Source organism: Aliiroseovarius sp. PTFE2010, from assembly GCF_049943335.1.
Classification (GTDB): domain Bacteria; phylum Pseudomonadota; class Alphaproteobacteria; order Rhodobacterales; family Rhodobacteraceae; genus JBNFVY01.
This window is the reverse complement of the sequence record NZ_JBNFVY010000002.1, coordinates 341428-366065: the sequence shown is the minus strand read 5'-3', so window position 1 is coordinate 366065 and position 24638 is coordinate 341428. Positions and strand designations below refer to the sequence as shown.

The 24638-nt window shown below is 62.1% G+C and carries 28 protein-coding genes; 16 read left to right on the top strand and 12 right to left on the bottom strand.

The features are described 5' to 3' along the window. The first annotated feature begins 47 nt into the window (after window positions 1-47). The gene (locus tag ACP2AV_RS05665) at window positions 48-812 is read left to right on the top strand and encodes a sulfite exporter TauE/SafE family protein (RefSeq protein ID WP_426371714.1); all 765 of its coding nucleotides are present in this window, start codon (window positions 48-50) and stop codon (window positions 810-812) included. Window positions 813-902: 90 nt separating this feature from the next. Here the strand turns inward: ACP2AV_RS05665 and ACP2AV_RS05660 are convergent, their stop codons facing one another. Next, window positions 903-1205 carry a hypothetical protein gene (locus tag ACP2AV_RS05660; protein ID WP_426371713.1) on the bottom strand — a complete coding sequence of 101 codons (303 nt, stop codon included), beginning with the start codon at window positions 1203-1205 and terminating at the stop codon, window positions 903-905. A 265-nt stretch (window positions 1206-1470) separates the two neighbouring features. Between ACP2AV_RS05660 and ACP2AV_RS05655 the strand changes: the two genes are divergently transcribed. The 10 genes from ACP2AV_RS05655 to ACP2AV_RS05610 all read left to right on the top strand — a co-directional run bounded on the left by ACP2AV_RS05655 (window position 1471) and on the right by ACP2AV_RS05610 (window position 8874). Continuing rightward, complete coding sequence (locus ACP2AV_RS05655) at window positions 1471-2334, top strand: HpcH/HpaI aldolase/citrate lyase family protein (protein WP_426371712.1); 864 nt, start codon at window positions 1471-1473, stop codon at window positions 2332-2334. 12 nt (window positions 2335-2346) lie between these two features. Continuing rightward, window positions 2347-2898, top strand: a complete 552-nt coding sequence (locus ACP2AV_RS05650) for an NnrU family protein (protein ID WP_426371711.1) — start codon at window positions 2347-2349, stop codon at window positions 2896-2898. Between the two features lie 4 nt (window positions 2899-2902). Further along, window positions 2903-3106: a DUF1737 domain-containing protein gene (locus ACP2AV_RS05645; protein WP_426371710.1), complete on the top strand. Its 204-nt coding sequence runs from the start codon at window positions 2903-2905 to the stop codon at window positions 3104-3106. After that, the gene (locus ACP2AV_RS05640; protein WP_426371709.1) at window positions 3106-4140 is read left to right on the top strand and encodes a MaoC family dehydratase; all 1035 of its coding nucleotides are present in this window, start codon (window positions 3106-3108) and stop codon (window positions 4138-4140) included. Before ACP2AV_RS05645 ends, ACP2AV_RS05640 begins: the two co-directional genes overlap by 1 nt. A 630-nt stretch (window positions 4141-4770) precedes the next feature. Further along, window positions 4771-5160, top strand: a complete 390-nt coding sequence (sdhC, locus tag ACP2AV_RS05635; RefSeq protein WP_426371708.1) for a succinate dehydrogenase, cytochrome b556 subunit — start codon at window positions 4771-4773, stop codon at window positions 5158-5160. A gap of 12 nt (window positions 5161-5172) precedes the next feature. Beyond that, window positions 5173-5544: a succinate dehydrogenase, hydrophobic membrane anchor protein gene (gene sdhD / locus ACP2AV_RS05630; RefSeq protein ID WP_426371707.1), complete on the top strand. Its 372-nt coding sequence runs from the start codon at window positions 5173-5175 to the stop codon at window positions 5542-5544. Between the two features lie 22 nt (window positions 5545-5566). Next, complete coding sequence (gene sdhA, locus ACP2AV_RS05625; RefSeq protein WP_426371706.1) at window positions 5567-7375, top strand: succinate dehydrogenase flavoprotein subunit; 1809 nt, start codon at window positions 5567-5569, stop codon at window positions 7373-7375. An 11-nt stretch (window positions 7376-7386) separates the two neighbouring features. Next, window positions 7387-8163 carry a succinate dehydrogenase iron-sulfur subunit gene (locus ACP2AV_RS05620; RefSeq protein WP_426371705.1) on the top strand — a complete coding sequence of 259 codons (777 nt, stop codon included), beginning with the start codon at window positions 7387-7389 and terminating at the stop codon, window positions 8161-8163. Beyond that, the gene (locus ACP2AV_RS05615) at window positions 8163-8612 is read left to right on the top strand and encodes a hypothetical protein (RefSeq protein WP_426371704.1); all 450 of its coding nucleotides are present in this window, start codon (window positions 8163-8165) and stop codon (window positions 8610-8612) included. The genes ACP2AV_RS05620 and ACP2AV_RS05615 overlap by 1 nt, the downstream gene beginning before the upstream one ends. 115 nt (window positions 8613-8727) lie before the next feature. Continuing rightward, complete coding sequence (locus tag ACP2AV_RS05610) at window positions 8728-8874, top strand: hypothetical protein (protein WP_426371703.1); 147 nt, start codon at window positions 8728-8730, stop codon at window positions 8872-8874. Between the two features lie 8 nt (window positions 8875-8882). Here the strand turns inward: ACP2AV_RS05610 and ACP2AV_RS05605 are convergent, their stop codons facing one another. The 4 genes from ACP2AV_RS05605 to ACP2AV_RS05590 are packed head-to-tail and all read right to left on the bottom strand — an operon-like array spanning window position 8883 to window position 12913. After that, window positions 8883-9869: an aldo/keto reductase gene (locus tag ACP2AV_RS05605; protein ID WP_426371702.1), complete on the bottom strand. Its 987-nt coding sequence runs from the start codon at window positions 9867-9869 to the stop codon at window positions 8883-8885. Beyond that, on the bottom strand, window positions 9866-10573 hold the full coding sequence (deoD, locus tag ACP2AV_RS05600) for a purine-nucleoside phosphorylase (protein ID WP_426371701.1): 708 nt from the start codon (window positions 10571-10573) through the stop codon (window positions 9866-9868). The genes ACP2AV_RS05605 and deoD overlap by 4 nt, the downstream gene beginning before the upstream one ends. A gap of 60 nt (window positions 10574-10633) precedes the next feature. Beyond that, window positions 10634-10909: an acylphosphatase gene (locus tag ACP2AV_RS05595; RefSeq protein ID WP_426371700.1), complete on the bottom strand. Its 276-nt coding sequence runs from the start codon at window positions 10907-10909 to the stop codon at window positions 10634-10636. Window positions 10910-10945: 36 nt separating this feature from the next. After that, the gene (locus ACP2AV_RS05590; RefSeq protein ID WP_426371699.1) at window positions 10946-12913 is read right to left on the bottom strand and encodes a methylmalonyl-CoA mutase family protein; all 1968 of its coding nucleotides are present in this window, start codon (window positions 12911-12913) and stop codon (window positions 10946-10948) included. 344 nt (window positions 12914-13257) lie between these two features. Here ACP2AV_RS05590 and ccrA point away from each other — a divergent pair, with 344 nt between their 5' ends. After that, on the top strand, window positions 13258-14544 hold the full coding sequence (gene ccrA, locus ACP2AV_RS05585; protein WP_426371698.1) for a crotonyl-CoA carboxylase/reductase: 1287 nt from the start codon (window positions 13258-13260) through the stop codon (window positions 14542-14544). Between the two features lie 6 nt (window positions 14545-14550). Here ccrA and ACP2AV_RS05580 read toward each other — a convergent pair whose 3' ends face one another. Continuing rightward, the gene (locus tag ACP2AV_RS05580; protein ID WP_426371697.1) at window positions 14551-14697 is read right to left on the bottom strand and encodes a hypothetical protein; all 147 of its coding nucleotides are present in this window, start codon (window positions 14695-14697) and stop codon (window positions 14551-14553) included. Between the two features lie 138 nt (window positions 14698-14835). On the opposite strand from ACP2AV_RS05580, the gene ACP2AV_RS05575 reads away from it, so the two are divergent. The 4 genes from ACP2AV_RS05575 (at window position 14836) to ACP2AV_RS05560 (ending at window position 18162) form a co-directional block, all read left to right on the top strand. Next, complete coding sequence (locus ACP2AV_RS05575; protein ID WP_426371696.1) at window positions 14836-15051, top strand: hypothetical protein; 216 nt, start codon at window positions 14836-14838, stop codon at window positions 15049-15051. Then, the gene (locus ACP2AV_RS05570; protein WP_426371695.1) at window positions 14996-15709 is read left to right on the top strand and encodes a helix-turn-helix transcriptional regulator; all 714 of its coding nucleotides are present in this window, start codon (window positions 14996-14998) and stop codon (window positions 15707-15709) included. The genes ACP2AV_RS05575 and ACP2AV_RS05570 overlap by 56 nt, the downstream gene beginning before the upstream one ends. A 110-nt stretch (window positions 15710-15819) precedes the next feature. Continuing rightward, the gene (locus ACP2AV_RS05565) at window positions 15820-16455 is read left to right on the top strand and encodes an acyl-homoserine-lactone synthase (RefSeq protein WP_426371694.1); all 636 of its coding nucleotides are present in this window, start codon (window positions 15820-15822) and stop codon (window positions 16453-16455) included. Window positions 16456-16623: 168 nt separating this feature from the next. After that, complete coding sequence (locus ACP2AV_RS05560) at window positions 16624-18162, top strand: ATP-dependent DNA helicase (protein ID WP_426371693.1); 1539 nt, start codon at window positions 16624-16626, stop codon at window positions 18160-18162. Here the strand turns inward: ACP2AV_RS05560 and ACP2AV_RS05555 are convergent. From ACP2AV_RS05555 to ACP2AV_RS05530, 6 genes are all read right to left on the bottom strand, one after another. Beyond that, window positions 18147-18905, bottom strand: coding sequence for a TIGR02186 family protein (locus ACP2AV_RS05555; RefSeq protein ID WP_426371692.1), 759 nt, complete (start codon window positions 18903-18905; stop codon window positions 18147-18149). The genes ACP2AV_RS05560 and ACP2AV_RS05555 overlap by 16 nt on opposite strands. After that, window positions 18902-19819, bottom strand: a complete 918-nt coding sequence (locus ACP2AV_RS05550; protein ID WP_426371691.1) for a sulfite exporter TauE/SafE family protein — start codon at window positions 19817-19819, stop codon at window positions 18902-18904. The genes ACP2AV_RS05555 and ACP2AV_RS05550 overlap by 4 nt, the downstream gene beginning before the upstream one ends. A gap of 80 nt (window positions 19820-19899) precedes the next feature. Next, window positions 19900-20862 carry an ABC transporter permease gene (locus ACP2AV_RS05545; RefSeq protein ID WP_426371690.1) on the bottom strand — a complete coding sequence of 321 codons (963 nt, stop codon included), beginning with the start codon at window positions 20860-20862 and terminating at the stop codon, window positions 19900-19902. 3 nt (window positions 20863-20865) lie between these two features. Beyond that, on the bottom strand, window positions 20866-21957 hold the full coding sequence (locus ACP2AV_RS05540; RefSeq protein WP_426371689.1) for an ABC transporter permease: 1092 nt from the start codon (window positions 21955-21957) through the stop codon (window positions 20866-20868). After that, on the bottom strand, window positions 21954-23588 hold the full coding sequence (locus tag ACP2AV_RS05535) for an ABC transporter ATP-binding protein (protein WP_426371688.1): 1635 nt from the start codon (window positions 23586-23588) through the stop codon (window positions 21954-21956). Before ACP2AV_RS05535 ends, ACP2AV_RS05540 begins: the two co-directional genes overlap by 4 nt. A 6-nt stretch (window positions 23589-23594) precedes the next feature. After that, entirely contained in the window at window positions 23595-24584 is a 990-nt protein-coding gene (locus tag ACP2AV_RS05530; protein ID WP_426371687.1) for a BMP family lipoprotein, read from the bottom strand. Window positions 24585-24638 lie beyond the last annotated feature (54 nt).

Sequence of the window (24638 nt, the reverse complement as noted above, 5' to 3'; positions counted from 1 at the left end):
TTATCGCTAACTTACCGCTAAGGCCCCTGAATTCTGGGGAAAATCATGTGGGTGGCGCTGTGGTACTGGACCTGACCTTTTTCCTGATCGCCGTCCCTGCGGTGCTATTCGCGGGGATTTCCAAGGGCGGATTTGCGTCGGGGGCTGCCTTTGCGGCAACCCCCCTGCTGGCCTTGATTCTTGAGCCCGAGCAGGCGGTTGCGCTGATGCTGCCGCTGCTGATGGTGATGGATGTGGGGGCGATGAAGGCGTTTTGGCGCAAGTGGTCGCGCCATGAGGCACGGCTGCTGATGCTGGCGTCGCTGCCGGGGCTCGCGCTGGGCGCGGTGTTTTTCCGCGCGGCCGATCCGGACCTGTTTCGCCTGTTGATCGGGGTGGTTGCGGTGGCGTTCGTGGCGTTCCAGCTGGCGCGCCAGACCGGGCTGCTGCGCCCGCTCAGACGCCCGATGGGCCCTGTGGGCGGCACGATCGCGGGGGTCGCAATGGGGTTCACCAGTTTCGTCAGCCATGCGGGCGGGCCGCCGGCGTCGGTCTATATGTTGTCACGCCCGCTGGACAAAACGACGTTCCAAGCCACCAGCGTGATCGTTTTCTGGCTGGTCAACCTGTTGAAGGTGCCGCCCTATGCCGCGCTGGGCCTGTTCAGCAGCCAGATGTTTGTCGCCATCGTGATCCTGGCGCCGGTGGCGCTGGCCGGCGTCTGGCTGGGCTACAGGCTGCACAACAAGGTGCCCGAAAAGCTGTTCTTTGGGCTGACCTATGTGTTCCTGCTGGCGACCGGCGCCAAGCTGATTTTCGACGCGCTGAGCTAGGGCGTTTCAGGGAGTCGTTTCAGGGGGCCGTTTTAAGGGACCGTTTCGCGCAACCGGGGCCCGCCGTGACCGCGATCTGGCGCGATGCGATCAGGTGTCCGACCCGGGGATCACGGTGGCTTCGGCCAGGGTTTCAAACGCCTGGCCGCTGGCCACAAGGCAGGTCACGCCCGATGGCATCGTCACCGTGATCGTCCACGTGCCGGTATCGGGCGAGGCAAACACCTCGACCACGCCATTATTGGCACCCAGGCCGATCGACTGACGGGTTTCACCGTATTTGGTTTCCAGCCGGGTCACGACCTGGTCGCGCTTTGCGCACTGGTTCGCCGCCGCGGCCGGTGTGGACAGAGTGGCTGCGGCGAGGGTCAGGGCTGTCAGTACATATTTCATGTCACGTCTCCTGTTCCTGTTGCGTGGCCCCGTTTTGGGGCGCTGAACAATGCAGCCGGATGTGCCATTCTGGCTCTCCCTCCATCCGACGGTGGTAAGAGAATGGCCCAGAGGGTGGAAAATATTGGTTAACGCAAGGTTCGCACGCAACGCGGCGCGTAACCCACGGGCGGGCAAGGTTTTCTGCAATGCGGCCAATCCACCCTTGCCAATTGGTGCGCAAGAGTGCACCAGAACGCAACATTATTACCCGGAAGGAAGAATCATGTCCGACGCTCCTCGCGCCTATCGCTCGTGCCTGTACATCCCCGGTTCCAAGGAACGCGCCTTGGAAAAGGCCAAGGGGCTGGCCTGCGATGCCATCCTGTTCGATCTTGAAGACGCGGTGTCGCCCGATGCCAAGGACGATGCGCGCACCACGCTGGTGGCGATGCTGAAGGGCGGCGGTTATGCCCCGCGCGCCTGTATCGTGCGCGTTAACGGGTTTGACACGGACTGGGGCCGCGACGATGTGGCCGCGCTGGCCGGGCTGGACATCGACGGGGTGCTGCTGCCCAAGGTCAACAGCCGCAAGGACGTCGAAGAGCTGGCCGCCGCAATCCCCGACGTGCCGCTCTGGGCGATGATGGAAACCCCGCTGGGGATGCTGAACGCCGCCGAAATCGCATCGCACCCGCGCATGGCCGGCTTCGTTCTGGGCACCAACGATCTGGTCAAGGAACTGAACTGTCGCACCCCCGCCGATCGCGCCCCGCTGCAGACATCGCTGCAACTGTGCCTGCTGGCCGCGCGCGCCTATGGGCTGATCTGCATCGACGGCGTGTACAACAAATACCTGGACGAAGACGGGCTGCGCGCCGAATGCACCCAGGGGCGCGACATGGGCTTTGACGGCAAATCGCTGATCCACCCGGCCCAGCTGGCCATTTCCAACGAAGCCTTCGCCCCGACCGAAGACGAAATCGACCTGGCCCGCCGCCAGATCGCCGCCTTCGACGAGGTCGAGAAAACCGGGCAGGGCGTTGCCGTTGTGGATGGCAAGATCGTGGAAAACTTGCACGTGGCCACAGCTAAGGCCACTCTGGCGAAGGCCGAGGCGATTGCCGCCTTGGAAGCTCAACAAGCCTGAGGAGGCTTCGCCATGTCGTCGCTACTGATTATCGGGATCCTTTTGTGGATCCTTCCGCACCTGTTCAAACGCATTGCCCCCGCCCGCCGCGAAGCGATGGGGAATGCGGGCAAGGGTCTGGTCGCCGCCGGGGTGACGATCGGGCTGGTGCTCATGGTGCTGGGCTATCGCGCCAGCGACGAAATATTTGTCTATGCCCCGCCCAGCTGGGGTGTGCATCTGAACAACACGCTGATGTTCATTGCGGTGCTGCTGTTTGGCGTGGGCAATTCCAAATCCCGCCTGCGCGCGCGGATGCGTCACCCGATGTTGATCGGTACGCTGTTGTGGGGCGTGTCGCACCTGTTGGTGAACGGCGATCTGGCGTCGCTGGTGCTGTTCGGATCGATGATCGCCTGGGCGCTGGTGGAAATGACGCTGATCAACCGGCAGGTTCACAGCTATGTCCCCTATGACGGCGGATCTGCGGCGGGCGATGTGCGCCTGTTCGTGATTTCCATCGTTGTCTTTATCGTCCTTGCCGCCGTGCACTGGTGGCTGGGCTACTACCCATTCCCGAGGTAACTGCATGAGAGCTTATCGTTTCCTGACCGGCGACGACACGTCGGAGTTTTGCCACAAGGTCACCAAGGCCCTGAACGAAGGGTGGAGCCTGTTCGGCTCGCCCGTCTATGCGCCATGCCCCGACACGGGCAAGATGCGCTGCGGGCAGGCGGTGATCAAAGACGGCGAGGGGACCTATTTCCCCGAAGTGAATCTGGGGGAATTCTGATGGGCAAGACCAACGCGGGCCGCTTTTTCGAAGACTATCGGCTGGGCGACGTGATCGCGCATGCTGTGCCACGCACCGTATCGGGGGGCGAGCGGGCGATGTATCACGCGCTCTACCCGGCGCGCCATGCGCTCTATTCCTCGGACGCGTTTGCGCAGGCCAGCGGGTTGCCTGCCAGCCCGATGGATGACCTGATCGCCTTTCACGTGGTGTTCGGCAAATCGGTGCCGGATATTTCGCTGAACGCGGTGGCGAACCTGGGCTATGGCGAAGGGCGCTGGCTGAAACCGGTCTGGCCGGGCGATACGCTGCTTTCATCGTCCGAAGTGATCGGGCTGAAGCAGAATTCAAACGGCAAATCGGGCGTGGTGTACGTGCGCACGCGCGGCACCAACCAGCATGGCGAAACGGTCATGGAATATGTGCGCTGGGTGATGGTGCGCAAGCGCGATCTGGATGCCGACGCGCCCGCCACCGTGATCCCCGACCTGGCCAAGAGCGTCGATGCCGGCGATCTGATGATCCCCGAGGGCCTGGATTTTTCGGGTTACGATTTCACCCAGGCCGGCGAGCCGCACCGCTGGGGCGATTACGAGGTGGGCGAAAAGATCGACCACGTGGACGGCGTGACCATCGAAGAGGCCGAGCACATGCTGGCCACGCGCCTGTGGCAGAACACGGCCAAGGTGCATTTCGACGCCACCAACCGCGAGGACGGCAAACGCCTGATCTATGGCGGTCACATCATTTCCATGGCCCGCGCCCTGAGCTTTAACGGGCTGGCCAACGCGCAGATGATCGTCGGTTTGAACGCGGGCGCACATGCCAACCCGTGCTTCTCGGGCGATACGGTGCGCGCCTGGAGCGAGGTGTTGGACAAAGCCGACACGCCCGCGCCGGGCGTCGGCGCGATTCGCCTGCGGCTGGTCGCCACCAAACACGGCGCGCCGGACTTTGCGTTGAAGGGCGAGGATGGAAAATACCTGCCCGACGTGCTGCTGGATCTGGATTACTGGGCGCTGATGCCCCAGTAATCGGATGACCCGGTAATCTGCCGCCCCGGTACTTGAGGGCTCGATAACCAGATACCAGGAAACTGCGGCGCAACTGCGGCCGACGGTCAGCCCGCTGGCCTGCGCCGCGGGGTGGGCGCGCGCGAGGGCCGCGGCGATGCGGCAGCGCCGCCGCGACCCATGCCCCGATCCAAGCCGCGACAGGTTGGCCCGTACCCGAAACAGCCGACCGATACGGGGTTGAAACCGCCGTCATCCAATTGGTCGAAATGCAGGCCGGTTTGCCCCGATCTATTGCAAGCTGTGGCCCAAAACGCTGGTCGCCGTGGCAAATCGGGGTGCAAAAAGGCCCCGCGCCGGCGCGCAGGCGCAACCCGCACCGCATTTTGTGATCACATTTTTTCCGGGCAATCGGGGCAGGATGCGGGCCAAGCCCCCCAAAAACCCGAGGTTTTTACCCGGGCTTTCCGGTATATGTGATCACGTTTGGCGCGGGTGTGATCACATCGACCGAGAATGTTCACATCAGAGACAAAAATTGCCTCTGATAACGCTCACGGTTAGTGACTCGCCCGAAAGAAAGGCGCTAATACACGTGAAAAGCAATGTGCCGCGCGCACCGAGCGCGCACCTAGCGAAAAGGGACACGCCATGCCTGAAGTCAACCAGGGCAACCGCCCGCTCTCGCCCTTCATGATCGGCCCGTATTACCGGCCGCAGATCACGTCGATGTCGTCAATCATGATCCGCATCACCGCGATTGCGTCGCTGGGATCGGCGCTGCTGGTGATCTGGTGGCTGTTTGCCGCCGCCACCGGCGCCGAATATTTCGCCACTGTTGACGGGCTGCTGCGCAGCTGGTTCGGCACGCTGGTATGGCTGCTGGCCGCCTGGGCGATCTGGTATCACGTTCTGGGCCGCCTGCGCCACGTGATCTGGGACTTCGGCTATGGGCTGGAATTGGAGACCGCCGAAAAACTGGGCTGGGCCATGTTCGCCGGGGCGAGCGTGCTGGCCATTTTGACCGTTATCGTGCTGTAGGGGGGCCGAGCCATGCGTTACATCACTGACCGCAAACGCGCCGAGGGGCTGGGCGCCGGCCGCAAGGGCACCGAGCACCACTGGAAAATGCTGGTATCGTCGATCCTGATGGTCGTGCTGATGCCGTTGCTGATCATCACCTTTGGCTGCGCGCTTGGCCGCAGCTACGAGGGCGTGCTGGCCTATTTCGCCCGTCCGGTTCCGGCGATCATCATGGCATTGGGCCTGATCGTGGGTCTGAACCACATCAAGATGGAAATCGAAGAGGCTGTCGAAGACTACATCGGCGGCACGGCCCGCAAACTGACCCTGATCGCGGCCTCCGCGGTGGTCTACACGATGATGGCGGCGGGGCTGTTTGCCTTGGCCAAACTCGCCCTTTGATGCGCGGGAAGGATCAAAAACAATGACTGCTACATACGAATACGAAACCCATGAATATGACGTGGTTGTCGTGGGCGCCGGTGGCGCTGGCTTGCGCGCCACGCTGGGCATGGCCGAACAGGGTCTGCGCACCGCTTGCGTGACCAAGGTGTTCCCGACCCGCTCGCACACGGTGGCGGCCCAGGGCGGTATCGCCGCATCGCTGAGCAACATGGGCCCCGACCACTGGCAGTGGCACATGTATGACACGGTGAAAGGGTCTGATTGGCTGGGTGACACCGATGCCATGGAATACCTGACCCGCGAGGCGCCCAAGGCGGTCTATGAGCTTGAGCACTATGGCGTGCCCTTCAGCCGGACCGAAGAAGGCAAGATCTATCAGCGCCCCTTTGGCGGCCATACCACCGAATTTGGCGAAGGCCCCGCGGTGCAGCGGACCTGCGCCGCCGCCGACCGGACCGGCCACGCGATCCTGCACACGCTCTATGGTCAGTCGCTGAAGAATAACGCCGAATTCTACATCGAATATTTCGCCATCGACTTGATCATGTCGGACGATGGGCAATGTCAGGGCGTCGTCTGCTGGAAGCTGGACGACGGCACGATGCATGTGTTCAACGCCAAGATGGTCGTGCTGGCCACGGGCGGCTACGGGCGCGCCTATTTCAGCGCCACGTCGGCGCACACCTGTACCGGTGATGGCGGCGGCATGGTGGCCCGTGCGGGCCTGGCGCTGCAGGATATGGAATTCGTGCAGTTCCACCCCACCGGCATCTACGGCTCGGGCTGCCTGATCACCGAAGGCGCCCGCGGCGAAGGCGGCTATCTGACCAACAGCGAAGGCGAACGGTTCATGGAGCGGTATGCGCCCCAGTACAAGGACCTTGCGCCGCGCGACTATGTCAGCCGGTCGATGACGATGGAAATCCGCGAAGGGCGCGGTGTGGGCGAACACGGCGATCACATTCACCTGAACCTCAATCACCTGCCCGCCGAAGCGCTGGCCGAACGCCTGCCGGGCATTTCGGAAAGCGCAAAGATCTTCGCCGGGGTTGACGTGAACAAGGAACCGATCCCGGTTCTGCCGACCGTGCATTACAACATGGGCGGCATCCCGACGAATTACTGGGGCGAGGTTCTGAACCCGACCGAAGGCAAACCGAACCAGGTTGTGCCGGGCCTGATGGCGGTGGGCGAAGCGGGGTGTGCTTCGGTGCATGGCGCGAACCGCCTTGGATCGAATTCGCTGATCGACCTGGTGGTCTTTGGCCGCGCCGCGGCCATCCGCGCAGGCGAAATTGTCGATGCGTCGGCCCCGAACCCGACACTGAACAAGGCCAGCGTCGACAAGGCGTTCGACCGGTTCGACACGCTGCGCAACGCATCGGGCGGCACGCCGACGGCCGAATTGCGGCTGGAAATGCAGCGCACCATGCAACAGGACGCCGCAGTGTTCCGCACCGACAAGACGCTGCAGGAAGGCGTCGAAAAGATGACCGCGATCGCCGCCAAGCTGGGCGATCTGGCCGTCACCGACCGCAGCCTGATCTGGAACAGCGACCTGATGGAAACGCTGGAACTGACCAACCTGATGCCCAATGCGCTGGCCACTATCGTGGGCGCAGAGGCACGCAAGGAAAGCCGCGGCGCCCACGCGATGGAAGACCACACCGCGCGTGACGACGAAAACTGGCGCGTGCACACGGTGTCGCGCGTTGATGGCAACAAGGTCACGCTGTCCTACCGCCCCGTCATCACCGATCCGCTGTCCAGCGAATCCGAAGGCGGCATCAGCCTCAAGAAAATCGCGCCCAAAGCGCGGACGTTCTAAGGAGATACGACATGGTTCAATTTTCGCTCCCCAAGAACTCGAAGATCACGACTGGCAAGACCTGGCCCAAGCCGGACGGCAACAACGTCCGCAAGTTCCAGATCTATCGCTGGAACCCTGATGATGGGCAAACCCCGCGCGTCGATACCTATTTCATCGACATGGACAAATGCGGCCCCATGGTTCTGGACGCGCTGATCAAGATCAAGAACGAGATCGACCCCACGCTGACCTTCCGCCGCTCGTGCCGCGAAGGCATCTGCGGATCTTGCGCGATGAACATCGACGGGATCAACACGCTGGCCTGCATCTATGGGCTGGACGAGATCAAGGGCGATGTCCGGATTTACCCGCTGCCGCACATGCCGGTGGTCAAGGATTTGATCCCGGATCTCACGCTGTTTTATGCGCAGCACGCGTCGATCATGCCGTGGCTGGAAACCAAGACGAATCGTCCGGCCAAGGAATGGCGCCAGTCGATCGAGGATCGCAAGAAACTGGACGGGCTGTATGAATGCGTGATGTGCGCCTCGTGCAGCACGGCCTGTCCGTCGTACTGGTGGAACAGCGAAGAATACTTGGGGCCGGCGGCACTGCTGCATGCCTATCGCTGGATCATCGACAGCCGCGACGAAGCGACCGGCGAGCGTCTGGATTTCCTGGAAGACCCGTTCAAGCTGTATCGCTGCCATACGATCATGAACTGTGCCAAGACCTGTCCCAAGGGTCTGAACCCGGCAAAAGCCATCGCCGAGATCAAGCACATGATGGTTGACCGGGTCGTGTGATGTGGCGGCTGGCGGTTCTGGCGCTGGCGCTGTGGCCCGCTTTGGCGGGCGCGCAGGACGCCGCCCAGACTGCGTGGCGCTTTATCGATCCGCTGGCCCGACAGGGCCTTGATATTCGGCCGGGCGAAGGTCCGGCCGAACTTTTTCCCGACAACATGAACCCGGCCGCCGCAGACGTGGCCCTGGGCTTTCACTATTACGGCAACCGCGTGGGCGGCAACGCGGTCATGCTGAACGTCGGGTTGTTCCATCACATCGAAGGCGGATGGGTGTTCGCCGGCCCGGTTGAGGGCCTGTACGGAACGTCCCCGCGCGAGGCACGGTTTTTCCCCGGCAGGGTCGAAATCACCACCACGATGCTGGGCCCGAACGAGCCGCGCTGCTGCCCCACGCAAGTCACCCGCTGGTCGGTTGACACGATCACGCGCCAGGTCACGCGCCTGCCCTGATCCGGGCGGTTGCTTGCACCCAGATCATGCCGGGATTGCCCGATTATGGGATGTGGATCGCTGCCGTCATGACTAGGTCATGCGGTAGGGAGAGCTACTAACGAAAGACAGTCCCATGTCCAACCATGATCCCAAACTGGCCAAGCAGGCCGCGATCATCTGGCCCGAGAGCGATGCCTACTACGCCCCCCAGACACCCGCCCCGCGGCCCGAGCGCCAGCTCAGTGCAATCGAACAGATGTACGCCTATTACGAGGCGTAAGGCGCCGGTCAGCTATAGCGTTCCGGCCCGATGTTCGCCGCCTCTGAATAGCGGTCGCCATAAGCCCAGCCGACCGGGGCGATCCGGTCGATCTGGGCCAGATCGTTCTTGGTCAGCGTCATGTCCAGGGCGGGCAGCCAATCGCGCATATGCTCGGCCGTGCGCGTGCCGGGAATCGGCACCATCGTATCGTTGCGCGACAGGATCCACGCCAGCGCCAGGGCGGGCAGGGTCACGCCCTTGGCCGTCGCCAGATCGCGCAGCGCGTCGATGGTTTGCCGGTTCAGCGACCAGTTTGGTTCGATGAAGCGGGGAATGGCCTTGCGAAAGTCGCCATCGGCCCATTCGGCGGGGTTGACGTTGTGCCGCCCGAACGCCCCGCGCGCCACGGGCGAAAAGGGCACAAAGGTGATCCCAAGGGCGGCGCAGGTCTGGATCACGCCCAGTTCGGGCAGGCGCGTCCACAGCGAATATTCGTTCTGCACCGCCGTGACCGGATGCACCGCATGGGCGCGCTTGATCGTGCCGGGCGACACCTCGGACAGGCCGTAGCCGTCGATCAGCCCCTCATCGATCAGGCCGGCCATGGTTTCGGCCAGCTCTTCGATCGGGCGTTCGGCTTCTTTTCGGTGCGCGTAGAACAGGTCGACCTTGTCGCGGTTCAACCGCTTCAGCGAGCCGTCCAGTTCGCTGCGCAGGTGGTCACGATCATTGGAAAAGCGGCGCGGGGGGCCGGGGATGATGCTGGCCTTGGTCGCCAGATGTACGCCCGGATCGCCAACTTCGGAAAAATAGCGCCCGATGATCTGTTCCGAGCGCCCCATGCCGTAGATATTCGCGGTGTCCCAATGATCGATGCCCGCGTCCACGACAGCGGCCAGCGTGGCCATAGACACGTCGTCGTCCGCAGCGCCAAAGAACCCGGCAAAGGACATGGCGCCAAAGCCGATGGCGCAGACCTGGCGGTCGCCGAATCTGCGCTTGGGACGGCTCATGCGAAGGCCGCCTGCAGAGCGATTTCCACCATGTCGCCGAAGGTGCGTTCGCGGTCCTGGGCCGGCAGCGCTTCCTGGGTCAGCAGGTGGTCGGACACGGTCAGGACCGCCAGCGCGCGGCGTCCATGGCGCGCTGCAAGGTTGTACAGCTCGGCCGCCTCCATTTCCACGCCAAGTATGCCGTGGCGCGTCATGATTTCGGTCAGGTCCGGGCGTTCGTCGTAAAACACGTCTGACGAATAGATCCCGCCCACATGGGTGTCGGTCCCCTTGGCGCGGGCGGCGGCGACGGCCGCCTCAAGCAGGCCATAATCGGCGCAGGGGGCAAAGTTCAGCTCGCGAAAGATGCCGCGCGACGGGGTGGACAGGGTGCTGGCGGTCATCGCGATGATCACGTCGCGCACCTTGACCGTTTTTTGCATTGCGCCGCACGATCCGATGCGGATCAGGGTCTGCGCGCCGTATTCTGAAATCAGCTCGTTCACATAGATCGACAGTGACGCCATGCCCATGCCGGTGCCATGGATGGTGACGCGGTTGCCCTGCCAGGTGCCGGTATAGGCCAGCATGCCGCGCACTTCGTTCACCAGAACAGGCGAGTCAAGAAAGGTTTCCGCAGCCCATTTGGCGCGGCGCGGATCGCCGGGCAAAAGGACCGTTTCAGCGATGTCGCCGGGGTTGGCTCCGATATGGGGGGTGGGCATGCGCGCGCTCCTGAGTTGCTGCCAGGTCAGAGTATCGGCTGAGCCGCGAAGGGCAACCGCTTAGCGCAGGATAGTAAAGCCGGGCGTGTCGGGCGGATCGGCAGGGGTGACCTGAACGTCGCTGACCTGGGCCGCGCCGGGCCCGCCCCAGCAGGCGGAAATCATCTTGTCGACCGCCGCGTCGCCACCGGCCACCAGTGCCATGACCGACCCGTCATGCTGGTTCTGCACCCAGCCCGACAGGCCAAGCTGTGTGGCCATGCCATGGGTCCAGGCGCGATAGGCCACGCCCTGCACGCGGCCGGTGATGCGAAGATGTCTTGCCACTTGCGCCATGGCGATACTGTGCCATGACGCGCCGCGGCGGGCAAATCATTCGGCGGCTTCGGCCTGCGGATCGATCAGCGCGACGATGTCGAACATGATGCGGTTCAGTTCGAAATCCTTGGGCGTATAGACGCGGGCCACACCCATGCCCAAAAGCGCCTGCGCGTCGTTTTCGGGGATAATGCCGCCCACAACCACGGGCACATGGCCAAGATCGGCCTCGCGCATGCGGTCCATCAGTTCCTTGATCAGCGGCATATGGCTGCCCGACAGGATCGACAGGCCCACCACGTCGGACCCTTCGGCCAGTGCGGCGGCGACGATTTCGGCCGGGGTCAGGCGGATGCCTTCGTAACTGATTTCCATCCCCACGTCGCGGGCGCGCGCGGCGATCTGTTCGGCGCCATTTGAATGGCCATCAAGCCCCGGCTTGCCGACCAGGAACTTGACCTTGCGCCCCAGCCGCCCCGAGCAGGCCGCCACGGCGTCGCGGATATCGTCCAGCCCTTCGGTCCGGTTGCTGGGCGAGGCCGACACACCGGTCGGGCCGCGATACTGGCCAAAGACGCTGCGCACCACGTCGCCCCATTCGCCGGTGGTGGCGCCGGCCTTGGCCGCCTGGATCGATGCGGGCATGACATTGGCACCCGATTTCGCGGCCTCGCGCAGACGCGCGAGCGCGTCCTTCACCGCTGTTTCGTCGCGCTGGGCGCGCCAGGCGTTCAAGCGGTCGATCTGATCGGCTTCGGCCTTTGGGTCGGATTTCATGATCGACCCTTCGCCCGTGGTCAGCGGCGATGGTTCGGCCTCAAGCCACCGGTTCACACCGACCACCACCGTTTCGCCGCCTTCGATGCGGGTGATGCGTTCTGCGTTGGCTTCGACCAGGCGCGATTTCATGTATTCGATCGACTGCACCGCACCGCCCATGCCGTCCAGCGTGTCCAGTTCGGCGCGCGCGCCCGCTTTCAGTTCGGCGACCTTGCGGTCTACGGCGGGGTTGTTTTCGAACAGGTCTTCGTATTCCAGCAGGTCGGTTTCATAGGCCAGAATCTGCTGCATGCGCAGCGACCACTGCTGATCAAACGGGCGTGGCAGGCCCAAAGCTTCGTTCCAGGCGGGAAGCTGAACGGCGCGGGCGCGGGCCTTTTTCGAAAGCGTTACGGCCAGCATTTCGATCAGGATGCGGTAGACGTTGTTTTCCGGCTGCTGTTCGGTCAGGCCAAGACTGTTGACCTGCACCCCATAGCGGAACCGGCGGTACTTGGGGTTTTGCACCCCGTAGCGCTCGGCGGTGATTTCATCCCACAGTTCGACAAAGGCGCGCATCTTGCACATTTCGGTGACAAAACGAATGCCCGCATTCACGAAGAAGCTGATCCGGCCGACCATTTCGGGGAAATCTTCGGGCGCGACCTTGTCCTTCAGATCGTCCAGCACCGCGATGGCGGTGGCCAGCGCATAGGCCAATTCCTGCTCGGGCGTGGCACCGGCCTCTTGCAGGTGATAGGAACAGACGTTCATCGGGTTCCACTTGGGCAGGTGTTCGCGCGTGTAGGCGGCGACATCGGTGATCATCCGCAAGCTGGGCTTTGGCGGGCAGATATACGTGCCGCGCGACAGGTATTCCTTGATGATGTCGTTTTGCACCGTGCCTTGCAGCTTGCTGACATCGGCGCCCTGTTCTTCGGCCACCGCAATATACAGCGCCAACAGCCACGGGGCGGTGGCGTTGATCGTCATCGAGGTGTTCATCTTTTCCAGAGGGATGTTTTCGAACAACGCCCGCATGTCGCCCAGATGCGTGACCGGCACGCCGACCTTGCCGACTTCGCCGCGCGACAGTTCGTGATCGCTGTCATACCCGGTCTGGGTGGGCAGGTCGAAGGCGACAGACAGGCCCGTCTGCCCCTTGGCCAGGTTGCCGCGATACAGTTCGTTCGACGCTTTGGCCGTCGAGTGGCCCGCATAGGTGCGGAAGAGCCAGGGGCGGTCTTTGTTTGGTGCAGTCATGGCGGCCTCGCTGAATCGGTCGAGCAATTTTCTTTCGTCTTGCGTCGTTCTGGAAAAATTTTGTACCAAAGTCAATTCGCCGCGACGCGGCATGTGTCGAAAGCTCGTCATTACTATGCGTGAAAACAGGGGGCGGGTGCTATACTTGTTTCGTCAGGCGGCGGGGTCGGGGCCATGGGGTAGGGCCAGTGGGCCGGGCCAGTGGTCTCTCAAAGTTTCTGCAGTTGCTCGGTCATAATATTTCAAACCACGCCCTGATAGGGTTGCAATATTGCGCGCCCGATTATATTTCACTTGGCAGATACGGCGCCGATTCTGCGGCGCGGCAATGAAGGATGGACCCGATGGCCTTGGACACCGAACCCGGAATCGCGCCCTATGACGCGCCCGAGAAAGATCTCTATGAAATCGGCGAGATGCCCCCGATGGGGTACGTGCCCAAACAGATGTATGCCTGGGCAATCCGCCGGGACCGTCAGGGCGAGCCGAAACAGGCGATGCAGGTCGAAGTGGTCGACGTGCCCCAGATCGACAGCCACGAAGTGCTGGTTCTGGTGATGGCCGCGGGCGTCAACTATAATGGCATCTGGGCCGGTCTGGGCGTTCCCGTCAGCATGTTTGACGTGCACAAACAGGATTATCACATCGCAGGGTCCGACGCTGCTGGCATCGTTTGGGCCGTGGGCGACAAGGTCAAGGCCTGGAAAGTCGGCGATGAAGTGGTGATCCACTGTAACCAGGACGATGGCGACGACGAAGAATGCAACGGCGGCGATCCGATGTATTCGCCCAGCCAGCGCATCTGGGGCTATGAAACGCCCGACGGGTCCTTTGCCCAGTTCACCCGCGTTCAGGCGCAGCAGCTTCTGCCCCGTCCCAAGCACCTGACCTGGGAAGAAAGCGCGTGCTACACGCTGACGCTGGCCACCGCTTACCGGATGCTGTTCGGTCACCACCCGCACGAACTCAAGCCTGGGCAGAACGTTCTGGTCTGGGGCGCGTCGGGCGGTCTGGGCTCCTATGCGATCCAGCTGATCAACGCGGCCGGCGGCAACGCGATCGGCGTGATCAGCGACGAAAGCAAACGCGACTTTGTCATGAGCCTGGGCGCCAAGGGCGTGATCAACCGCAAGGATTTCGACTGCTGGGGCCAGCTTCCCACGGTGAACACGCCCGAATACGCCGTCTGGTTCAAGGAAGCGCGCAGGTTCGGCGCGGCGATCTGGGAATTCACCGGCAAGGGCAACAACGTCGACATCGTGTTCGAACACCCCGGTGAAGCGACCTTCCCCGTGTCCAGCTTTGTCTGCAAAAAGGGCGGCATGGTCGTGATCTGCGCCGGCACCACCGGGTTCAACTGCACCTTCGACGTGCGCTATATCTGGATGCACCAAAAGCGCCTGCAGGGCAGCCACTTTGCCCACCTGAAACAGGCGGCTGCAGCCAACAAGCTGATGATCGAACGTCGGATCGATCCTTATATGTCCGAAGTGTTCCCGTGGAATGAAATCCCCGATGCGCACATGAAGATGTACAAGAACGAACACAAACCCGGCAACATGTCGGTGCTGGTTCAGGCCCCGACCACCGGGCTGCGCACGCTTGAAGACGCGCTGGACGCACGCGGCTGATCCACATCACAGATGATTGAAAGGGCCGTCCATCGGGGCGGCCTTTTCTTTTGCGCCGCCCTGTGTTTTCCAGAACAACCGGTGGTGGAGTATGCCCCCGAGTCGGCCCTGGATGCGAATCGCCACGTTCGCCAGCTTGACCGTGAAATGCATACGCATCCGATTTTCTTTCAGATACTTGCAAAATCCCGCCTCGCTATTTCTGGGGAGGTGCAAAAAGCGAATAGTTTTAAAAGTAGTTCTGTCTAAAGTTGTGTTTGTGCTTCCAAGCTCACTAATTCTGAGGGTAACATGAAAAACGAATGGATATTGGACGTCCTGAGCGATCTGCGTTCCTACGCTGTGAGCAACCAACTGGACGTTTTGGCAGAGCAGCTCGACGACGCAAGGCTGGTTGCGGCGGCAGAGCTTGCCAATTTAGAAGGGGATATGCCGCCGGCGGCATTAACAAATGGATGTGTTGCTGGAGCAAATCGTTTCCTGCGTGCGGCAGGCGGACGCGCTTGAAGATCTTCAGCGCGCCAGCGAAGACTTGCGCGATACCCTGGCCATCACTCACGTTGTCTATCACTGGGTCAATAGCGTGGGCGAACGGTTCGGATGCGGGACATATTCATCCGAATGGGTCGACCGGTACCTGGAAATGAACTACCTGCGGATGGACCCGGTGATTTTCGGGTGTTTCCAAAGGTTCCACCCGGTTGAATGGAAACAGCTCGATTGGTCGTCCAAGGCGGCCCGGGCCATGTTCGAGGACGCAATCGTTTACGGTGTAGGGAATCAGGGGCTCTCGATTCCCGTCCGTGGACCGCAAGGACAGTTCGCGCTTTTCACGGTCAACCACTCTTGTTCGGATAACGAGTGGGCTGATTTCGTGGACGCGCAATCGCAGAATCTGATCATCATAGCGCACGAATTCAACAAGAAGGCGCTGGAGTTCGAGCTAGGTGAAGATGCCGTAAGCAAACCGGCGTTGTCCCCACGGGAATTGGGGGCAATCACCTGCCTGGCAAAGGGGCTCAGTCGTGCCCAAGCCGCTGATGAGATGAAGATTTCCGAGCATACGCTGCGTGTCTACATCGAAGCGGCCCGCCACAAGCTGGGCGCCCTGAATACCACCCACGCGGTGGCCCGTGCCCTCAGCGAAGGGTTGATCGTGGTCTAGGCAACGTTCGGTGCATAGATAAGATTTTCATTGCACCGTTACGGTACAAAAAGCGAACATTAACCAGCTGAGGGCTAGCGTTAAGGCATCCGAACAACAGGAGCCTTCAAATGCTGCGCTACGTTTACGCCAAAGACCTTCACCGTTTCCCACTGCTGCGGGACACAATGTTCCAAGATCGGGCCGAGCAATTCAAAAAGCGCCTGGGCTGGGATGTCACCGTCAACGAGGCTGGCGAAGAGCGCGATGAATATGACGCGATCAACCCGCTCTATGTCATCTGGGAACTGCCCGATGGCACGCATGGCGGCTCGATGCGGTTCCTGCCGACCGTGGGCCAGACCATGGTCAACGATCATTTTTCGCACCTGACCGACGGGGTTCACATCGAATCCCCGCTGATCTGGGAATGCACCCGCTTTTGTATCAGCCCCCGCGCTGACCGGCGCGCTGCCGCCGCGCTGACCCTGGGCGCGGGCGAGATCATGGACCGCTTCCACCTGCGCCACTTCGTTGGTGTCTTTGACCCACGGATGGAGCGGATCTATCGCCGCATGGGCCTGAACCCCGACGTGATCGGCCGTGCCGGCGAAGGCGATCAGGAAATCGGCGTTGGCTTGTGGGAAATGGACTGCGACGCATGGCCCCGCGTTCTGGCCAAGCTGGGCATCACCCGCCAGATCTCGACCCAGTGGTTCGAACGCTCGATGGGCTTTGTGCGCAGCGAACTGGCGATCGCCGTCTGATCCCTTTGACATGAGTTTTGCCCAACCGTCCCGGCAGTGGCGGTGGGGCAATGCGGCCGCGCAGGGCCGGACCGCTTGTTCGGAGCGACCGGTCCGCGCGGCCCCCCTTGTGGGGTCGGTGCCAAGGTAGCGCTGGCCCACCGGCGCAGGCCCCTGTAAACCTGCCCCATGACCCTTCCCGTGTTGCAGTTTTCCGATGATCAGGCCGAGGCTTTCGACCGCGTGGCCGAGATGCTGCGCAAGACCGGCGTGGACATCGAAGAAAGCCTGACCACCCCGATGACCGAAGGTGGCGAAACCGCGATGGCCGTGATCGGCAAGGCCGGATCTGGCAAGACGATGCTGCTGGCGCGATTGTACGAAGCCCTGGACGAAACCGGGGTCGAAGTGATCTCGGGCGATTTCGAAGGCCGCCGCCGCAAGGACAAGCGCACGCTGGCGATCCTTGCGCCGACCAACAAGGCGGCAAGCGTCCTGCGCAATCGCGGCGTGCCCGCGACCACGATCCACCGCATCATCTACACCCCTGTTTACGATCCCGAATACGAAAAGGTCGCCGAATGGCTGGTCGGAAATGCCGAACGGCCCAGCGTCGAAGGCCTGACGGACGAGGCGCTTGATCGCGCCAAGGCCTTCTATGCCAACAACAAATCCGTGCCCGGCGCGCTGGCAGCCGCCGGTCTGCGCGGGTCGGACTTTATCACCGGGTGGAAGCGGCGCGAAAACCCGCTGGACATCGGATTTGTCGACGAAAGTTCGATGCTGGACGCGCGCCAATTCGAAGACCTGCAAGAGATTTTCCCCACGCTGGTCTTGTTTGGCGACCCCGCGCAGCTGGCCCCGGTGAACCAGTCTGGCGCAATGGTCTTCGACAGCCTGCCCGCGCCGCGCAAACTGGAATTGCACCGCATTCACCGGCAGGAAAACGACAGCCCCATCCTGGATCTGGCCCATGCCCTGGCCGATCCCGAACTGAGCTTTGAGGCCTTCGAGCGCCAGGTCGAAGACGCCGCATCGCGTGACGAACGTGTGATTCTTGCCGGCCGGGTGGAAAGCAGCCTGATGGCGCGCTCGCCGGTTCTGGTCTGGCGCAACGCCACGCGCATCCGGCTGATCCACGCATTTCGCGCGGCCTACGGCGCGCCCGCCGACGAATTGATGCCCGGTGAGCCGTTGATTTGCGACGGGATCGAATTACCCCTGAAACACCGCAAGAAGCGCATCGATCTTGAGGCGCGCGGCCTGATCAAGGGGGCGCAGGTCATCTACAAGGGGCCGGGTTCGAAACCGGGCTTTTCCAAGCTGCACGTGATGGGCGCCGAGGATCCGGAAATCGGTGTCGCGTCGATCATCAAGATCGAACTGCCCGACGAAGATGAACCCTTCATCCCCTACGCCGCGCGCATGGGGGCGGCTTTTGTGCATGGGGCGGCCTGCACGATCCACAAGGCGCAAGGGTCGCAATGGGAAGATGTGCAGGTCTTTGCGCCGGACCTCTATGCCGCAGCCCGCGCGGGCCGGGTCGAAGCGGGCATCCCCCTGTGGAAACGCCTGGCATACGTGGCGATCACCCGCGCGCAGACCCGGCTGCATTGGGTGACACGCTATCGGCTGGCCAAACCGGATGGACCGCTACCGCTGGATGATCTGCGGGTCGCGCGCAAGGCGTTTGCGCTGAGCGCGGACGACGATCAGCGCCGCACGTAGCGCACGATTTCCGATGCGCCCCACCCCGAAATCACCGCAATGACCAGCGCAAGAATGCCATAGGCAAGTGGCTGTTCATGGGCCAGGTTGAACAACCAGCGCTCTAGCCCGACCTTGCTGACATCGATCCAGGTTTCGTATTTGTCGATAACCTCGCCGTCTCGCGTCAGGAAAATGCGCGCGCGGTAGATCCCTTCGGTCAGGTTCGCCGGCAGGGCGATGGCTGTGCGAAACAGTGTCTTTTCAGACAGTTGGACGGCATATTCGTTGAACTGGTAAATGCCGTTCTGTGTCCGCAGCCGCACCAGCGCATCCAGAAATGCGTCGGGATCGGTGATGCCCGGCGGTACGTTGACCTCGCGGATGACGCGGTCAATCGACACGCGATTGCGGGTGTCTTCTTCGTCGCTGAGCGTCTGGTCGAAGGACGATGATGTGGCGATGGCGTAAAAGGATGGCGCGGCGTCGATCTGGACGGCGTCGGTGTTCACCCAGATGCCCATTTGGTTATCCTTGCGCCGGACGGTGATCGGCGTGGACGGGCCGGCGATCACGACGGTCACCTCGAACGGGTCTTCGGGGACTGGGGCGTCGCGCTTGATCGCACCGAACACCAGGATTTCCGACCCATCGAAGCGCGCGGTGATGGCCACGCGATTCTGGCTGAGCCCGGCCACGACCTCTTCGGCCAGGGCGGCAAGGGGCACAAGCAGCGCCAAGGCAAAGGCGAACAGGCGGATCATACGGCCCCCCCCCGCGCGATCGAGTAGAGTTCAGAGGGTTGCAACAACAAGTCGAGCGCCAGTTTGAAGCAAACGCTCAGAACCAGCAGGGCCAGCAGCACACGCAGTTGTTCCGCCTTCAGGCGTACGCCCAGGCGCGCGCCCACCTGGGCCCCGAAAACCCCGCCCACAAGCAACAGGAACGCCAAGGCGATATCGACCGATTGCGTGGTCACCGCATGCATGATCGTGGTGAAGCCGGTCACAAAGATGATCTGGAACAGCGATGTGCCGACCACCACCTTGGTGGGCATGCCCAGCAGGTAGATCATTGCGGGCACCATGATGAATCCGCCGCCGACGCCCATGATGGCAGACAGGATGCCCACCCCAACGCCCACCAGCACCGGCGGAATGACCGAAATATAGAGCCCCGAGGTTCGAAACCGCATTTTCAGCGGCATGGCATGGGCCAGCCCGTGTTTCTTGCGCTTGCGTGGGGCCTGCGGATTGCGCGCGCGGCGAATGGCATGCAGGCTTTCGATCAGCATCAGCCCGCCAATCACGCCAAGAAAAACCACATAGGACAGCGTGACCAGCAGGTCGACCTGACCGATCCGCGACAGGGCGGCGAAAATCTGAATGCCCAGGGCGGCACCGATCAGCCCGCCCACCAGCAGCACCATTCCCATGCGCAAATCGACTGTTTTGCGCCGCAGGTGCGCAAGCACGGCCGATACGGACGAGGCGACGATCTGGTTCGCCGACGTTGCGACGGCCACCGCCGGCGGAATGCCCACAAAGAACAGCAGCGGCGTGATCAGGAACCCGCCGCCGACGCCAAAGATGCCCGACAACAGCCCCACCACGCCGCCCAATCCCAGCAGCAAAAAGATGTTCACCGATACTTCGGCGATAGGCAGGTAGATTTGCATGTCGTTGCGTCCGCGCCCGCAGGTTGCTTGTCAGCTTTGACGCTACGGGGCGGCAGAGTCAAACCGTTGCGGCCCTGGGCTTATCGTTCTTTCACATATGGTTGGCCACCGGCGCGCGGCGGGATCGCCTTGCCGATGAAACCGGCCAGAATGACCACCGTCAGGATGTAGGGCAGGGCCTGCATGAATTGTACCGGAACCACGAAACTGCCCAGCTCGATCGACTGATAGCGGTTGCCGACCGCTTCAAGAAAGCCAAACAGCATACAGGCAAACAGCGCATACCACGGGCGCCACTTGGCGAAAATCAGGGCCGCCAGTGCAATATACCCGCGCCCTGCGGTCATGTCCTTGACGAAACCCGCCGCCAGAGACGCCAGATAGGTGCCTGCAAGCCCGGTCAAAATCCCGGCGATCACGATTGCCGACCAGCGCATCCTTGCCACCGACACCCCGGAGGTATCGACGGCACTGGGGTTTTCCCCCACCGCGCGCAAGCGCAGCCCGTACCGTGTGCGATAGAGCAGCCACCATGACAAGGGCACCATTGCCAGCGAAACATAGACCAGGATCGTGTGGCCCGAAATCAGTTCGGAATAGATCGGCCCAAGGATGGGCACATCGGCCAGGGCTTGGGCGAAGGGCAGGGTGATCGGCTCAAACCGGCCCCCGCCCGACAGCGACGGGGTTCGCCCGCCCAGATGGAACCAGCTTTGCCCAATGACGACGGTCAGCCCGGCGGCCAGGAAATTCAGCGCCACGCCCGAAATCAACTGATCCCCCTTGAAGGTGATCGACGCCAACCCGTGCAACGAAGAAATGAACAGCGCGCCCACGATCCCGGCCAGAAGGCCCAGCCAGATCGATCCGGTCACGGCCGCTACGGCCCCCGACAGAAAGGCAGCGGCCAGCATTTTGCCCTCGAGCCCGATATCGACCACGCCCGAGCGTTCGGAAAACAGCCCCGCAAGGCAGGCCAGCAGCAGCGGTGTCGCCAGGCGGACGGTGGAATCGAGGATCTGGATGACGGTCAGGAAATCCATGGCTCATCCTTCCTTGTGCGTGCGGGCAAAGAACCGTTCGACCGGCATGCGGATCATGTTGTCCAGCGCCCCGGTCAACAGGATCACAAGGCCCTGGATCACGACGACCAGTTCGCGCGGGATGCTTTCCCACAGCGACAGTTCGGCCCCGCCCTGATAGAGAAACCCGAACAGCAGCGCCGCCAGCACGATCCCGACGGGGTGATTGCGGCCCATCAGCGCCACGGCGATGCCAATGAAACCGGCGCCCTCCACCGCGTTGTCGATCAGGCGCTCGGCCTCGCCCATCACGTTGTTGATCGCCATCAGCCCGGCCATCGCGCCCGATATCATCATGGCGATGATGATGATCCGCGGCGGCGAAATGCCGGCGTAAACGGCTGCGGTTTCCGATTGGCCAAAGGCGCGGATTTCATAGCCCAGCCGGGTGCGCCAGATCAGCAGCCAGAACAGGTATGCCGCCAGAAGTGCCACGAGAAAGCTGATGTTCGCCGGTGCGTTGGCGTTGAAGTGAATGCCGAACGGGGCCAGCATCTCGTGAAAGGTGGGCAGGCTTGCGCCTTCGGGAAAACGGGCGGTTTCGGCGGCCATTGACCCGCGCACCTTGAGCACTTTGGTCAGCAGATACCCCAGCAGGGCCGCCGCCATAAAGTTGAACATGATCGTGGTGATCACGATATGGCTGCCGCGCTTGGCCTGCAGATAGGCCGGGATAAAGGCCCAGGCGGCGCCGAACAGCGCCCCGCCCAAGATGGCCGAGGGCAGTGCAAGCGTCCAATGGGGCCAGGGCACCGCCAGGCAGACCAGCGCCACGCCCAGCCCCCCAAGCATTGCCTGACCTTCGCCGCCGATATTGAACAGGCGCGCGTGATAGGCCACGGCCACGGCCAGCCCGGTAAAGATGAAATTCGTGGTGTAATAGAGCGTATAGCCCAGCCCGTTGGTGTTTCCAAAGCTGCCCTGAACCATGGTTCTGATGGCAACGACCGGGTCCTTGCCAATGGCAAGGATCACAAGGCCGGACAGGATGAACGCAATCGCAAGGTTGAGGAATGGGATCAGGGCGACGTCGGCCCATTTCGGCATCTTCTTCATGCTTTGCGCCCCTCGGCCACTTTGTTCAGGTTGGCCGCGATGTCGTTGAGACTGGCGTCCTGCGACGGGTCCATGCCCGCCATCAGCAGGCCAAGTTCCTGCACGTTGGTTTCTTCGGGTGTGCGTTCGCCCATGATGCGCCCGTCGAACATGACCGCGATTCGGTCGGACAGCGACAGGATTTCGTCCAGTTCGACCGATACCAGCAAGATTGCCTTGCCCTGATCGCGCAGGGCGATGATCTGTTTGTGAATGAATTCGATCGCGCCGATATCGACACCGCGCGTCGGCTGGCCGACCAGCAACAGGTCGGGGTTACGCTCGATCTCGCGGGCGACGACAATCTTTTGCTGGTTGCCGCCGGAAAAGTTTTTGGCTTGCAGGCGCGGGTTGGGCGGGCGGACGTCGAAACGCTCCATCTTGCCGGCCGCGTCCTCTTTGATCGCGCCATTGTCCATCAGAAAGCGGTTTTTCTGGTATTTCGGGTCGTGGTGATAGCCGAAAGCGATGTTTTCCCACGCTTCGAATTCCAATATCAGCCCTTCGCCCTGCCGGTCTTCGGGCACGTGGGCGATCCCGCGCGCGCGGCGGCTCTGGCCATCGGAATGCTTGCCGGTCAGGTCGATCTCTTCCCCATTGACCTTGATCGTGCCGGTGGCGCGCTGAAAGCCGCCCAGCACTTCCAGAAGCTGGCTTTGCCCGTTGCCCGACACGCCCGCAATGCCCAGGATTTCGCCGGCGCGAATGTCCAGATCAATGCTGCGCAACCGTTCCACGCCTTGTTCGTCGACCACGCGCAGATTGCGGATTTCAAGCACGTTTGCGCCCGGGTTGGCCGGGCCATTGTCGATTTCCAAAAGCACCTTGCGGCCCACCATCAGCTCGGCCAATTCCGAAGGCGAGGTGTCGGCGGTCTTGACGGTCGCGGTCATTTCCCCGCGGCGCATCACGCTGACCGTGTCGGTGATTTCCATGATCTCGCGTAGCTTGTGGGTGATCATGATGATCGTCTTGCCCTGCTTTTTCAGCCCTTCCAGAATGCGGAACAGGTGATCCGCTTCGGCCGGGGTGAGCACGCCGGTCGGTTCATCCAGGATCAGGATGTCCGCCTCGCGATAGAGCGCCTTGAGAATTTCGACCCGCTGCTGGTGGCCGACCGACAGATCTTCGATCAGGGTGTCGGGATCGACGTTCAGATCGTATTCATCGGCCAGGCTTTTCAACAGCTTGCGCGCCTTGGCCTTGGATGGCTGCAGCAATGCGCCGTCTTCGGCCCCCAGAATGACGTTTTCCAGAACGGTGAAGTTTTCGACCAGTTTGAAGTGCTGGAACACCATCCCGATGCCCGCTGCGATGGCCGCCTGGCTGTCGGGGATCTGCGTTTCGCGCCCGCCGATGAAAATCTGGCCCGCGTCCGCCTTGTAAAATCCGTAGAGGATGGACATCAGCGTGGACTTGCCGGCGCCGTTTTCGCCGATGATGCCGTGGATTGTGCCACGCTTCACCTGGATCGAAATGTCCTTGTTGGCCTGCACCGGCCCGAACGCCTTGGAAATCCCGCGAAGTTCAATCGCAAGGTCCGCTGAGGGGGCGGCATCTGATTGCCGCCCCGTTTGGTTTGCCCCTGCCATGTCGGCTCAATAGGCCGGGCAGGATTCGTCGGCCATGTAATCGTGCACCACGATTTCACCCGAGATGATCTTGGCCTTGGCGTCTTCCACCGTGGCTTTCATCTCTTCGGTGATCAGGTCTGCGTTATGTTCGTCCAGCGCATAACCGACGCCATCGTTGGCCAGCCCCATGATGTTAAAGCCGGTTTCCACGTCAGCGCCCGCCGAGAAAGCATCAAACACCGCGTTGTCGACGCGCTTGACCATCGAGGTCAGCACCTTGCCGGGCTGCAGGAAGTTCTGGTTGCTGTCCACGCCGATGGCCAGGATGCCTTCGTCGGCTGCGGTTTGCAACACGCCCAGGCCGGTGCCCCCGGCGGCCGCGAACACCACCTCTGAGCCTTCGGAAATCTGGGCGCGCGTCAGTTCGCCGCCTTTCACCGGATCATTCCAAGCAGCCGGCGTGGTGCCGGTCATGTTGATGATCACCTTGGCGTCAGGCTTGACGGCCTTCACGCCCTGGGCATAGCCGCAGGCGAATTTCGAAATCAGCGGAATGTCCATCCCGCCGACGAAAGACACGGTGTCGCCTTCGGCCTTCAGCGCGGCCAGCATGCCCACCAGGTACGACCCTTCATGTTCGGAAAACACGACTGATCGCACGTTGGGCTGGTCGACCACCATGTCGATCAAGACGAACTTGGTGTCGGGATAGTCGGGGGCGACAGTGTCCAGTGATGTGGCAAAGGAAAAGCCTGCCATCACGATGGGGTTGTACCCGTTTTCGGCAAAGCGGCGCAGGGCCTGTTCGCGCTGCGCGTCGGATTGAAGTTCGACATCGCGGTAGCTGCCGCCGGTTTCTTCTTTCCAGCGCTCGGCGCCGTTATAGGCGGCCTCATTGAACGACTTGTCGAATTTCCCGCCAAGGTCGAAAATGATCGCCGGATCGGCCAGAGCAGCACCGGTGCTGAGCGCCAGCGTCGCGGCGGCACCAAGGAATTTCTGCATCAGGGTCATGAATTACTCCCGTGTATGATTTTGAGCGCGCACGCTCATTATGCGAGCAGATGC

Bases quoted from the DNA above. Each gene is read 5' to 3' on its own strand.
- ACP2AV_RS05660 (WP_426371713.1), bottom strand. From the start codon at position 1,205: ATGAAATATGTACTGACAGCCCTGACCCTCGCCGCAGCCACTCTGTCC.
- ACP2AV_RS05655 (WP_426371712.1), top strand. From the start codon at position 1,471: ATGTCCGACGCTCCTCGCGCCTATCGCTCGTGCCTGTACATCCCCGGT.
- ACP2AV_RS05650 (WP_426371711.1), top strand. From the start codon at position 2,347: ATGTCGTCGCTACTGATTATCGGGATCCTTTTGTGGATCCTTCCGCAC.
- ACP2AV_RS05645 (WP_426371710.1), top strand. From the start codon at position 2,903: ATGAGAGCTTATCGTTTCCTGACCGGCGACGACACGTCGGAGTTTTGC.
- ACP2AV_RS05640 (WP_426371709.1), top strand. From the start codon at position 3,106: ATGGGCAAGACCAACGCGGGCCGCTTTTTCGAAGACTATCGGCTGGGC.
- sdhC (WP_426371708.1), top strand. From the start codon at position 4,771: ATGCCTGAAGTCAACCAGGGCAACCGCCCGCTCTCGCCCTTCATGATC.
- sdhD (WP_426371707.1), top strand. From the start codon at position 5,173: ATGCGTTACATCACTGACCGCAAACGCGCCGAGGGGCTGGGCGCCGGC.
- sdhA (WP_426371706.1), top strand. From the start codon at position 5,567: ATGACTGCTACATACGAATACGAAACCCATGAATATGACGTGGTTGTC.
- ACP2AV_RS05620 (WP_426371705.1), top strand. From the start codon at position 7,387: ATGGTTCAATTTTCGCTCCCCAAGAACTCGAAGATCACGACTGGCAAG.
- ACP2AV_RS05615 (WP_426371704.1), top strand. From the start codon at position 8,163: ATGTGGCGGCTGGCGGTTCTGGCGCTGGCGCTGTGGCCCGCTTTGGCG.
- ACP2AV_RS05610 (WP_426371703.1), top strand. From the start codon at position 8,728: ATGTCCAACCATGATCCCAAACTGGCCAAGCAGGCCGCGATCATCTGG.
- ACP2AV_RS05605 (WP_426371702.1), bottom strand. From the start codon at position 9,869: ATGAGCCGTCCCAAGCGCAGATTCGGCGACCGCCAGGTCTGCGCCATC.
- deoD (WP_426371701.1), bottom strand. From the start codon at position 10,573: ATGCCCACCCCCCATATCGGAGCCAACCCCGGCGACATCGCTGAAACG.
- ACP2AV_RS05595 (WP_426371700.1), bottom strand. From the start codon at position 10,909: ATGGCGCAAGTGGCAAGACATCTTCGCATCACCGGCCGCGTGCAGGGC.
- ACP2AV_RS05590 (WP_426371699.1), bottom strand. From the start codon at position 12,913: ATGACTGCACCAAACAAAGACCGCCCCTGGCTCTTCCGCACCTATGCG.
- ccrA (WP_426371698.1), top strand. From the start codon at position 13,258: ATGGCCTTGGACACCGAACCCGGAATCGCGCCCTATGACGCGCCCGAG.
- ACP2AV_RS05580 (WP_426371697.1), bottom strand. From the start codon at position 14,697: ATGCATTTCACGGTCAAGCTGGCGAACGTGGCGATTCGCATCCAGGGC.
- ACP2AV_RS05575 (WP_426371696.1), top strand. From the start codon at position 14,836: ATGAAAAACGAATGGATATTGGACGTCCTGAGCGATCTGCGTTCCTAC.
- ACP2AV_RS05570 (WP_426371695.1), top strand. From the start codon at position 14,996: ATGGATGTGTTGCTGGAGCAAATCGTTTCCTGCGTGCGGCAGGCGGAC.
- ACP2AV_RS05565 (WP_426371694.1), top strand. From the start codon at position 15,820: ATGCTGCGCTACGTTTACGCCAAAGACCTTCACCGTTTCCCACTGCTG.
- ACP2AV_RS05560 (WP_426371693.1), top strand. From the start codon at position 16,624: ATGACCCTTCCCGTGTTGCAGTTTTCCGATGATCAGGCCGAGGCTTTC.
- ACP2AV_RS05555 (WP_426371692.1), bottom strand. From the start codon at position 18,905: ATGATCCGCCTGTTCGCCTTTGCCTTGGCGCTGCTTGTGCCCCTTGCC.
- ACP2AV_RS05550 (WP_426371691.1), bottom strand. From the start codon at position 19,819: ATGCAAATCTACCTGCCTATCGCCGAAGTATCGGTGAACATCTTTTTG.
- ACP2AV_RS05545 (WP_426371690.1), bottom strand. From the start codon at position 20,862: ATGGATTTCCTGACCGTCATCCAGATCCTCGATTCCACCGTCCGCCTG.
- ACP2AV_RS05540 (WP_426371689.1), bottom strand. From the start codon at position 21,957: ATGAAGAAGATGCCGAAATGGGCCGACGTCGCCCTGATCCCATTCCTC.
- ACP2AV_RS05535 (WP_426371688.1), bottom strand. From the start codon at position 23,588: ATGGCAGGGGCAAACCAAACGGGGCGGCAATCAGATGCCGCCCCCTCA.
- ACP2AV_RS05530 (WP_426371687.1), bottom strand. From the start codon at position 24,584: ATGACCCTGATGCAGAAATTCCTTGGTGCCGCCGCGACGCTGGCGCTC.